Annotated in this window: 7 protein-coding genes; 2 read left to right on the top strand and 5 right to left on the bottom strand. The window is 66.3% G+C overall.

The features are described 5' to 3' along the window. Positions 1-4: 4 nt before the first annotated feature. The 5 genes from ACZ6KO_RS00665 to ACZ6KO_RS00645 form a co-directional block, all read right to left on the bottom strand. A complete protein-coding gene (locus ACZ6KO_RS00665; RefSeq protein ID WP_469298249.1) occupies positions 5-3,079 on the bottom strand; it encodes a type I restriction endonuclease subunit R in 3,075 nt (1,024 codons plus the stop codon). Position 3,080: 1 nt separating this feature from the next. Next, a complete protein-coding gene (locus ACZ6KO_RS00660; RefSeq protein WP_469298247.1) occupies positions 3,081-4,310 on the bottom strand; it encodes a restriction endonuclease subunit S in 1,230 nt (409 codons plus the stop codon). A 34-nt stretch (positions 4,311-4,344) separates the two neighbouring features. Continuing rightward, positions 4,345-5,859, bottom strand: a complete 1,515-nt coding sequence (locus ACZ6KO_RS00655; RefSeq protein WP_469298244.1) for a type I restriction-modification system subunit M — start codon at positions 5,857-5,859, stop codon at positions 4,345-4,347. A gap of 504 nt (positions 5,860-6,363) precedes the next feature. After that, positions 6,364-7,689, bottom strand: coding sequence for a class I SAM-dependent RNA methyltransferase (locus ACZ6KO_RS00650; protein ID WP_469301424.1), 1,326 nt, complete (start codon positions 7,687-7,689; stop codon positions 6,364-6,366). Between the two features lie 87 nt (positions 7,690-7,776). Beyond that, entirely contained in the window at positions 7,777-9,834 is a 2,058-nt protein-coding gene (locus ACZ6KO_RS00645; RefSeq protein WP_469298242.1) for an APC family permease, read from the bottom strand. Positions 9,835-9,971: 137 nt separating this feature from the next. On the opposite strand from ACZ6KO_RS00645, the gene ACZ6KO_RS00640 reads away from it, so the two are divergent. Both ACZ6KO_RS00640 and ACZ6KO_RS00635 read left to right on the top strand, forming a co-directional pair. Continuing rightward, the gene (locus tag ACZ6KO_RS00640) at positions 9,972-10,640 is read left to right on the top strand and encodes a potassium channel family protein (RefSeq protein ID WP_401450962.1); all 669 of its coding nucleotides are present in this window, start codon (positions 9,972-9,974) and stop codon (positions 10,638-10,640) included. After that, a complete protein-coding gene (locus ACZ6KO_RS00635; RefSeq protein ID WP_401450965.1) occupies positions 10,637-11,299 on the top strand; it encodes a potassium channel family protein in 663 nt (220 codons plus the stop codon). Before ACZ6KO_RS00640 ends, ACZ6KO_RS00635 begins: the two co-directional genes overlap by 4 nt. Positions 11,300-11,454: the final 155 nt, after the last annotated feature.

Genomic DNA, 11,454 nt, shown 5'->3' with positions numbered 1-11,454 from the left:
TCGTTCAATAGTTCTCCCGCACGTACTCGTAAGTGCGGTCGAACAGCTCGCCCTTGATCGGCAAGCTGTACTCCTTCAAGGCGGAACGTAGCTCGCGACGCACGCGTTTGTCCCCCGCGTCGCTCGCGCTCCAACCGGCATAGGCGACCTCGACGACGATCGAGTCGATCCGCGAGACTATGTCGGGGACGATCTTATGCAGCCCAGGCGGTGTGTTCTCCGCGACGATCTGAGTGAGCGCCCCACGCTTGGGATCGGCCAGTCGGTCGAGCGCTCCCTGGTCACCCTGTTCCGCTGCCCGATCCGCGGCGACCACGTCCTGAGCGATCTTCAGGGCTTCCTCGAGGAAGGCCAGCGAGTCTTCGACGTTCTCGATCGCCTTGGCGCGGAGCTTCTCGATCCGCTCCGCCAGCGACCGATACGCAGGGCTCTCGGTATCGGCCAGCCGACGTCTGAGGCGTGCCTCGATGGAGTCGAGGACCTCCTGGTAAACGTCTTCGGCTTTCGACTCCGGAGCCTGCCGCTCGGACAGCTTGAGCTGCTCGGCGATCTTTTTCACCAACGCTAGGCCGGCAGCGTCCAGCGTGACTGTCTTCGACGGCATCGACTTCACTCCCACATCGGTCATGTGGCCGTGAATCAGGTCAGTGGTCTTCGCACCGAGACGTGCCCAGAGGAAAGCCTTGGAGACGTCCTTGGGTCGGATCGACTCGTATACCTTCGCGAGCCAGAAGTACTGCCCCTTGAACGGCCGCAGCATCGGGTGTGGGTCGAGGAACTCCCACACCGTCTGCAACGCGACGTAGGTCTCGATGAACTCGGTGCGCTGCGCACCGCCCTCGGGGATTCGCTCGTGAGCTTCGGCGAGGGACTCGAATGATGAGTCACTGGTGTCAACGCCGTCGAACAGATGGAGCAGACGCGTGAGGTCAGTGACGAATTTCCCCGCCAGCTTGGAGGCGTCGGTGACGTTGAGCTGGTCCTCTTCGTCGTCCTGCACCTTCGGACCGGCGACTGCCTTACCGATGGCCCTCGCGAGACCGATGTAGTCGACGACCCGCCCGAAGTCCTTGCGCTGGCCGGTGACCGGGTTCTTCCACGGACGGTTGGGCCGCGTGATCGTCTGGAAGAGGTTCGTGTCCTTGGCAGGCTTGTCGAGATACAGCACGCCTTCGATGGGTGCATTGAAGCCGGTCATCCACTTCGCGGTGACGACGATGAACGACAACGGGTCATCGACCTTTTTGAAGCGGCGCTTAAGCGCCTCCTCCTGCTCGGGAGTAAGCAGGTGCTTCTTGTATTCCTTGGGGGTCTCCTTGCTGTCGGCGACGTGCATCACCACACCGACCTCACGGAGTTGTCCGTCCGGCATGACTGCAGCACGGCGCTCCAGCTCGGCCTCGATGGCCCTGGTGTACGCGATCACAAGGCGCTGGTTGTAGGCCACGACCTGAGCCTTCTGCCCCAAAGGTGCGACATAGGTTAGGAAGTGGTCGACGATGTCGGCGCAGACAGCCGCCACGCGCTCAGGGTTGGACAGGATCGTCTCGATGTGAGAAGCCTTTCCCGACAGGAAGACTTTCTCCTCCTCGTCCAGGCCCTCCTCAGTGGCCAGCTCGTCGAAGGCCTCGTCCAAGGCTTCCTTGTCGAGGTTGAACCCGACAGACCGGCCCTCCACGATCACCGGCTTGGTGAACCCGTCGGCGATCGATTGCTCCGGCGTGTACCGCGACATCACAAAGTCCGGGTCGTCAGCGTCGCCGAACAGCTTGAACGTCGAACGGTCCTTGTCCTCGATCGCAGTACCCGTCGCGCCGAAGAACTTCGCGTTCGGCACCGCCGCGCGCCACGCGTCGCCGAACTTCCCCTCCTGCGAGCGGTGCGCCTCGTCGACGAGGACCACGATGTTCGACCGGTTGTTCAGATGGCCAGCCTCAGCAAACTTGTGCACGGTCGTGATGACCACGCCCGACTCACCGCTGCGTAGCAGACCGTGCAGCTCGCGCCGGTTACGGGGCACCGTCATCCGCGGCATGCCGGCAGTCTCGAACATCTCCGCCGTCTGCCGGACCAGATCCTTACGGTCGGCGATCACGATGACCGTCGGCGCGCTCCCGAACTTCTCCGTTACCGCCTCATCGCGCAGCAATCGGGCGGCGGCGAACGCCATGAGTTCGGTCTTGCCCGATCCCTGGTGATGCCAGATCAGTCCGCCAGGACGGTCGGCAAGCACCTTGGCGTGGATCGCCAGAGCCGCCTCGAACTGCGGGTAGCGAGGCAAGAACTTGATGTCGACCTCGGAGGCGTCCCGAGCGTGACGGAACATCACCAGGTCCTTCAGGACCGGCAGGATAGTCTCCGGCCGCAGCAACAGGCGCGCAGCCCGCTCAACACGAGCCGGGCCCGTGACGGTCTTCGGGTCGTCCTCAGTGGATCCCCACGGGGCCCAGATCTCGGAATCGGGGTCCGGCACCGCACGGATCGGAGCCATGCGGAACTCCAAGCCCTCGGTGGCGACGTTGAAGACGTTCGCCGCGAAGAAGTTCGGGTATTCCTCCTCGTACACGTCGTGAAGGTCCTTCGCGGCGTTGACCCACGAGACCTGATGCTTCACAGGCGTCTTGGTCTCGGCTACGACCAGCGGGAACCCGTTGGCGTAGTAAACGACATCGAACCGGCGTGGTTTGGTCGCACCGTTGATGGTGACCTCGTCGGCCACGGTGAAGCGGTTGTTCTTGAGGTCTTTGAAGTCGATCAGCCGACGAGGCACATGCCTACCGTCGATCGTCGTGAACGCGTGGTCGCCACGAAGCATCACGGTCAGCCGCTCGTTGGCCGCAACGAGACCGTTGTGCGCATCGAGGACAGCCTGATTGAGCTCATGGAGCACCAGCTCCGCAGACTCGGGATCGTCGGCGAGCTCAGGGTTCAGGGCGAGTAACGCCTCACGCGCCCAGGTCTCGATGACGACATCGTGATGGTCGCGCGGCAGCTCGTCACCTGGGATGTGCTCCCACCCGGCCTCCTCGGCCCACTCGAGTAGGGAGCGCTGGATGGTAGACGACTCTGTCCATGCCATGTCAGGACACCCCTTCCAGGAGAGCATCGTAGGACTCGGAAATTTCGATCTCCTGGTTGAGGAGAGACGTTAGAAGGGCCGACCGAAAGGCATTGAGCCTTTGCAGTTCCCCGGCAAGCATGTCCACCGCAGATTCCATGCCCTCCAGGATGTCGACGATCTCCAGCTGTTCAGTAGGGTCAGGCAGAGGGAAGTCGAAGTTCTCGACATCTCTCTTACTGATGTTGGGGTCCTTGCGGGAACTTGCCGCCACGAGTCTCCACTTGGGTCGGCCAGCCTTCAAAGCCTGATGCAAGTAAGCGGGAATCACATCCGCTCGCAAAGCCGTCAGGGCGCTGATTGCTTGGTTCGTCGTGGATGGGATAGCAAGGCGGGCGGTTCTGCCGATCTGACCGAATCCTCCGTACATGGCAACCAAGACGGTGTCGGCAGGAAGAAGCCGCACTGACGACTCCGCAAACCCGACCTCCGTGATGCACTCGTCCGTTTCGCCGATCACGCGCTCGTTCAGGTCGCCCGTCTTCACCCACGGGATCGAGCCGCCGTCAAAGTACCGAGCCTGCTCGGAGCGACGAGGAGTTGCACCGGAGCGCACGACCGATACTGCTCCGATGGTCTCGCGCCGCCAGCCGGCAGGTAGTCGCTCCGTCCACGTGAGCGAGGTGTGTGAGTCGGTCACCTCGCTCTGCCACTCTCCGCGAGCACCCACGGAAAGCAATGAAAGCCTTGCTCGCCGAACGGCCTCGGTAGCGCACTTATGCTCGCATCGAACGGACTCAATCTGCACGTCGACCGCAGTCACGACGTCAATGATGCGGCGCTGTTCCGGCAAGGACGGGAGAGCGACTCCGATCGTCACGAAGTCAGCAGGCTTGACCCGCTCACGCCTGCCGCCCATGCCGGTCGACAACGCCTGCAGCTGCTCCCACATTCGTGTTGTGGTCGTAAGGAGTTGGAAGTACGCGGGAAGCATTCGCTCGCCACACGTGAATGTTGGAAACTCTTGCGACGCGTAGACCTCGCCCAGATCGCTCGGAGCAACGGTGATCGCTCCTTCGAACGCCTTCAAACGGCTGTAGACGATCTGGTTCGGCCGGATGCGATTCAGCGTCTTGTATGAGGTCTCATCGCCAGCAATCGGTTCCCGGAACAACAGGCCTCGACCGCGGTTCAAGACACCGACGATGTCGTAGGAGGCTGTCGCCGTGACCGGGACTGCTTCGACGTCCAATGCGACGACCTCGTCGAGTCGGACGTGCTCCCACTCACTCACTGGACACCCCGAACACGCTCAGGTCGACGCCTGCGGCTGCGAGCCGCTCGAACATGGCAGTCTCGGTGTCGATGCGATGCTGCCGGGCGTCGGCATACTCCACGAGCGCGGTGCCAAGGTCGGCGGTCTCTCCTGCAGCGACCCGGATGTATCGGCCGATGTTCAGGTCGAAGTCGTTCTGCTCGATCTCCTCGAGCGGCACCAGCCGGACGTTCGCACCGCCCTCACCCGCCGAGTCGCTACCTTCCTGGTACGCCTTGATGACAGCTCTGACGTCATCCTCGGACATCAGGTTCTGCTTCTTGCCCTTGATAAACCGCGCCGAGCCGTCAATGAAGAGCACGTGATCCTTGCGCTCAGCCGGCTTCTGGTCGCGGAAGATCAGCAGACATGCCGGGATTTCGGTCGAGTAAAACAGCTTGGGCGGCAGGCCGACGACGGCTTCCAGAACGTCCTTCCCGATGAGGCCCCGGCGGATCTTCGCCTCCGCGCCTCCGCGGAACAGCACGCCTCGGGGCATCACCACGCCGACACGACCGGATCCGGGCTTCATTGACGAGACCATGTGCTGGACGAAGGCGTAGTCGCCGTTCTGCGCCGGCGGCACGCCGCAGATGGCTCGCGGATCCGAGGACCAGCGGTCCGCACCCCAATTCACGAGTGAGAACGGAGGGTTGGCGATCACAACGTCGAATTGACGGACCGCACCGCTGGGGGCCTTGAACGCCGGAGCGCGGAGGGTGTCACCGCGCTTGATGTCAAAGTCCTCGATCTCGTGCAGGAACAGGTTCATCCGGGCGATCGAGGCCGTGGTCAGGTTGATCTCCTGACCGTACGCCCTGAGCGTGCGGTGGTCCTTGCCGGACTCGCGCAGCTGGTTGATCGTCGCGACAAGCATCCCCCCGGAGCCGCAGGACGGGTCGTAGACGGACTCGCCCGGCTGGGGTTGGAGGATCCCGACGAGCAAATTCACGACCTCACGGGGCGTGAAGAATTCGCCGGCCTTCTTGCCCGACTCGTCGGCGAAATTCTTCAGCAAGTACTCATAGCCCGCGCCGAGCAGATCGTGCGAGACTGTCGTCGGGTCGAGCGTGATCTTGTTGAACGCTCGGATGAGCCCCAGCAGGGCCGACTCCGGGATGCGCTCCTGGTTGCCCCACGAGGCGTCGCCGAAGACGCCGGCGAGCGAGCGGGGGTTGGCCATTTCGATTCGCTGGAAGGTCTTCGCGATCTCCGCACCGAGGTTGGCGACCTTCCCGGTGACCTCGCTCCAGAGCGTACCCTCGGGCAGCTCGAACCGGTGAAATTCGGCCTCAATCTCGTCGTCGAGGTCGTCGCCGTACTTATCGAACGCCGCGTCATGCTCGTGGACCCAGGTGTCGCTGATCCACTTCCAGAACAGCATTGGGAAGACGTAGGTCTTGAAGTCAGCGGGGTCGACGGGGCCGCGGAGCGCGTTCGCGGCGTCCCACAGCCGGGACTCGAGCTCGTGCTGGGTGATCGTCACAGAGGTGAGGTCCTTCGTTGAAGACGGTGCCCCGATTATGAAGGAGGGCGCTGACACTTCGGGAGTCCGATACGGCAGGCAACAGCGACCTCCAGACGATGACCGTCACCCAAGCGCCGAACTGAGCGTTATTGCGGCCGCTAAGCACGCCGTCCCGGCCGTCCGACATCCCCGAACCAGGAGCAGACGACTTGACGCCCTTCCTCGGGCACGACCACTGACAAGACATCCGTCCGACACCCTCCCCAGCATCACGGAACGTCACGGCCGAGAAGGGGAGGGAAGGGGCCGGCCAACCGCTCGGCAGCCGGCCTCACCACCCCACCGCGGAGACCACCCCCACGTGGGCGAGCACCCTTCCTGGCAGGCTCACACCACGCGTGACGACTCGTCAGACAACGGGCCGTTCGTGCGTCAAACGTGCGTCACGCGCGTCAGATATGCGTCAAGATATCGCCCGTAACGCACGTAACGCACATAATGCACACTCGACAAAGTCGCAGGTCAGCGGCCCTTTTCGGCCGGTTCAAGGATCGCGACGCACTCGACATGGTGGGTCATCGGGAAGAGGTCGAAGACGCGCAGCGTGCGGACGCGGTAGCCGTGGTCGCGGAAGTAGGCCAGGTCGCGGGCCAGGGCCGCCGGGTCGCAGGCCACGTACGCGAGGCGGCGCGGCGACAGGGAGGCCAGGTGGCGGACCGTCTGCTTGCCGGCGCCCGCGCGGGGCGGGTCCAGGACGATCAGGTCGCACTCGGTGATCTTCGTGCGGGGCAGGACCTGGTCGACCTTGCCCTGCTCGATGCGGACCCGCGGGAAGTCGGCCAGGTTGTGGCGGGCGTCCTCCACCGCGCGCTTGCCCGCCTCGATGCCGAGGACGGCGCCGGTCTCGCCGACGCGTTCGGCGATGGCGCCCGCGAAGATGCCGACGCCGCAGTACAGGTCGAGGGCCATCTCGCCCTTGCGCGGCATCAGGCCCTGCATCACGGCCTTGATCAGGGTGTCGGCGGCCTGCGGGTGGACCTGCCAGAAGCCGCCCATGCCCACGCGGTACGTGCGGCCGTCGGCCCGTTCGCGCACGAAGGGGCGGCCGTGGACGCGGTGCGTCGAGCCGTCCTTCTCCTCCACGCGCAGGACCGAGACCGGCTTGTCGAGTTCGACCAGCGGGAGGCGGCCGCCGGGAAGGGGGGTCAGGACGACCTGGCGGTCGTTCGAGCCCGAGGCGGCGATGGCCTCGACCGACGCCATCTGGGGCCAGTCCCGCTTCTCGATGCCGAGCTCCGAGACGCCCGGCGCCGCGATCATGCAGTGGTCGATGATCTCGACGTCGTGCGAGCGGTGCCGGCGCAGGCCCGCGTTGCCTTCCTCGTCGATCGCGTACTGGACGCGCGTACGCCACTGCGGGACCTGCCCGGGCGGCAGCTTGTCGCCCTCGGCCGGCATGACGGTGCCGTCCCAGCCGGCCTGCTCCGGAGTGAGGCCGGCGAGCCGCTGGAGCTGCTCGGCGACGACCTCGCCCTTGAGCCGGCGCTGCGCGCCGGGCTTGGCGTGCTGCCAGTCGCAGCCGCCGCACTTGCCGGGGCCGGCGTACGGGCACGGGGCCTCGACCCGGTCCTTGGAGGCCTCCAGGACCGTGATCGCGTCGGCGCGCAGGAAGCGGGAGTCCTCCTCGCCCTCGGTGACCTTGGCGATGACCTTCTCGCCGGGGAGGGTGTGGCGGACGAACAGGACACGGCCGTCCGACGTACGGGCGATGCAGTGGCCGCCGTGCGCGACGGGGCCGACCTCGACCTCGTACTCCTCCCCGACCAGTGACTGCTTCTCGTTCTGCATGGTGGGGAGGTTCTCCAGGTGGGTGTAGAAGTGGATCACACAAATGCCGATGGGCCGGCCGTGGCGGCCGACCCATCAGTCTACGTCCTACTTCGGGCGCGAGTCGTCCAAGGCCTTCGGACGGGGGGTGTCCACCGGGCCGCGGCGCACCGCTCCCGGCGCGTTCCACTCCTGGCGTTTCTTCGCCCGCCGCTTGGCGAGCTCGGAGGACTCCAGCTGGTAGGGCACCGACGTCACCATCACGCCCGGGGTGAACAGCAGCCGGCCCTTCAGGCGCAGGGCGCTCTGGTTGTGCAGCAGGTGCTCGTACCAGCGGCCGACGACGTACTCGGGGATGTACACGCTGACGGCGTCGCGCGGGTTCTCGCTGCGCAGGCCCTTGACGTACTCCACGACCGGCCGCGTGATCTCGCGGTACGGCGAGTCGAGGATCTTGAGCGGCACGTTGATCCCGCGCCGCTCCCACTCGGCCCGCAGCGCCTTGGTCTCGGCCGCGTCGACGCTGATGCTGAGCGCCTCCAGGGCGTCCGAGCGGGTCAGCTTGGCGAAGGCCAGCGCGCGCAGGGTCGGCTTGTGGACCTTGGAGACCAGGACGATGGAGTGGACCCGGGAGGGGCGCACGCTGTCGTCGGAGGGGCCTTCGGCCGCCGCGATCTCGTCGGCGACGCGGTCGTAATGCTTCCGGATCGCGCTCATGGTGCCGTAGAAGATCAGCATGCCGAGCAGGGCGACCCACGCGCCGTGCGTGAACTTGGTGGCGAGGACGACGACCAGCACCAGGCCGGTGAAGAAGGCACCGAAGGTGTTGATGGCACGGGAGCGGATCATCCGGCGGCGCGCGGCGGGCTCCCGCTCGGTGCGCAGGTGCCGGTTCCAGTGCCGGACCATGCCGATCTGGCTGAGCGTGAACGAGACGAACACACCGACGATGTAGAGCTGGATCAGCTTGGTGGAGTCGGCGTCGTAGAGCCAGACCAGCAGCATGGCGGCGCCGGCCAGCAGCACGATGCCGTTCGAGAACGCGAGGCGGTCGCCGCGGGTGTGCAGCTGGCGCGGGAGGTAGCGGTCCTGCGCGAGGATCGAGCCGAGCAGCGGGAAGCCGTTGTACGCCGTGTTGGCCGCGAGGAACAGGACCAGCGCGGTGGCGGCGGCGAGCAGGATGAAGAAGAAGCTGCCTTCGCCGAAGACGGCCTCGGCGACCTGGGTGATCACCGGGTTCTGGACGTAGCCGTCACCGACGGGGACGCCGTCGCGCAGCAGATCGTGGGCCGGGTTCTCGGCCATCCGGACGTCGGTGGCCATGGCCAGGCCGATGATGCCGCAGAACATGGTGACGGCGAAGATGCCCATCAGGGCCAGGGTGGTGGCCGCGTTCTTGCTCTTGGGCTTGCGGAAGGCGGGTACGCCGTTGCTGATCGCCTCGACGCCGGTCAGGGCCGCACAGCCGGAGGAGAAGGCCCGCAGCAGCAGGAAGACCAGGGCGAATCCCGCGATCCCCTCGTGTTCGGGCTTGATCTCCAGATCCGCGGTGGGCGCCTTGAGCGTCTCGCCCATGACCGAGCCCTGCCAGACACCCCAGGCGATCATGATGAAGACGGCGGCGATGAACACGTACGTCGGGATGGCGAAGAGCTTCCCGGACTCCTTCACACCCCGCAGGTTCATCAGGGTGAGGAGGAGGATCATGACGATCGCCGAGAGGACCTTGTGCTCGATGACGAAGTCCACGGCGGATCCGAGGTTCTCGACACCGGAGGAGATCGACACGGCCACGGTCAGGACGTAGTCCACGAGCAGGGCGCTGGCGACGGTGAGGCCGGCCTTGGGCCCGAGGTTGGTGTTGGCGACCTCGTAGTCGCCGCCGCCGCTCGGGTACGCGTGGACGTTCTGCCGGTAGGAGGCGACCACGGTGAACATGAGGACGACGACCGCCGCCGCGATCCACGGGCTGAACTGGTAGGCCGATACGCCCGCGATCGAGAGGACCAGCAGGACCTCTCCGGGGGCGTATGCGACAGAGGACAGCGGGTCGGAGGCGAAGACGGGTAGGGCGATCCGCTTGGGGAGGAGCGTTTCTCCGAGGCGGTCGCTGCGCAGCGCCCGGCCGATCAGGATCCGTTTGGGCACGTCGGTCAGTTTGGACACGCAGTGGATCGTACCCAAGTATCAAGAAGTCATATTGATGACCGCCTGTGTGTAGCTTGGGGCACGGTCTGAGACCCTGTTAAGCCTGAGCATGAACGAGGCTGGACTGACAGCCGCCGACAGCCGGAAGGACGGCCGTGCATATCGTCATTATGGGCTGCGGAAGGGTGGGCTCCGCCCTCGCGCAGACCTTGGAGCAGCAGGGGCATACGGTCGCCGTCGTCGACCAGGACCCCACCGCGTTCCGTCGGCTGGGGGCGGGGTTCGGCGGACGCCGGGTCACCGGCGTCGGCTTCGACCAGGACACGCTGCGCGAGGCCGGTATCGAGGAGGCGGGTGCCTTCGCCGCCGTCAGCAGTGGTGACAATTCCAACATCATCGCCGCCCGGGTGGCCCGTGAGATGTTCGGCGTCGAGAACGTCGCCGCCCGCATCTACGACCCCAAGCGCGCCGAGGTCTACCAGCGCCTGGGCATCCCCACCGTCGCCACGGTGCGCTGGACCGCCGACCAGATGCTGCGCCGGCTGCTGCCCTCGGGCGCGGAGCCGCTGTGGCGCGACCCGAGCGGTGCGGTGCAGCTCGCCGAGGTGCACGCCTCGGCGGCCTGGATCGGCCACAAGGTGAGCCGGCTCCAGGACGAGACCGGGGTCCGCGTGGCGTTCCTCACCCGTCTGGGCGAGGCGATGCTGCCGACGTCGCAGACGGTGCTTCAGGAGGGTGACCTCGTCCACGTGATGATGCGCACGGACGAGATCGACAAGGTCGAGGCGGCCTTCGCCGAGGGCCCCGAGGAGGCACACGCATGAGGGTCGCGATCGCCGGGGCCGGCGCGGTGGGCCGTTCCATCGCGGGCGAGCTCCTGGAGAACGGCCACGAGGTCCTCCTCGTGGACAAGGCGCCGACGGCCATCTCCGTCGAGCGGGTGCCGCAGGCCGAGTGGCTGCTGGCCGACGCCTGCGAGATCACCTCGCTGGACGAGGCCGCGCTGCAGCGCTGCAACGTGGTCATCGCGGCGACCGGCGACGACAAGGTCAACCTGGTCGTCTCGCTGCTGGCCAAGACCGAGTACGGCGTCCCGCGCGTCGTCGCCCGCGTCAACAACCCCAAGAACGAGTGGCTCTTCAACGAGTCCTGGGGCGTCGACGTCGCGGTGTCCACCCCGCGCCTGATGTCGGCCCTGGTCGAGGAGGCCGTCAGCGTCGGTGACCTGGTCCGGCTGCTGCGCTTCAGCCACGGCGACGCCAACCTGGTCGAGCTGACGCTCCCGGCCGAGTCCTCGGTCGCGGGCACCCAGATCATGGAGATCAACTGGCCGGAGGACACCTCCCTGGTCACGATCATCCGCGGCAACCGGGTCCTGACGCCGCACCCGGAGGAGACCCTGGAGGCGGGCGACGAGCTGCTGTTCGTGGCCGCCCAGGCCCGCGAGGAGCAGCTGGAGGAACTCCTCCAGGCCCGTCGCTGACCGGACGCGCGGCACATACGACGCAGGGGCGGGGGGGCCCCGGGGGGCCCCCCCCCCCCCGGCGGCCCCCCCCCCCCCCCCCGGGCCCGGGCCAAAACACGCCCCCCCCCCGGGGCCTCCGCCCCCCCCTTGGGGGCCGATACAGCCCCAACAAA

The organism is Streptomyces sp. NPDC042102 (assembly GCF_055582305.1).
Note: the sequence above shows the minus strand (reverse complement) of the source record. Positions and strands in the feature narration are given on the sequence as shown.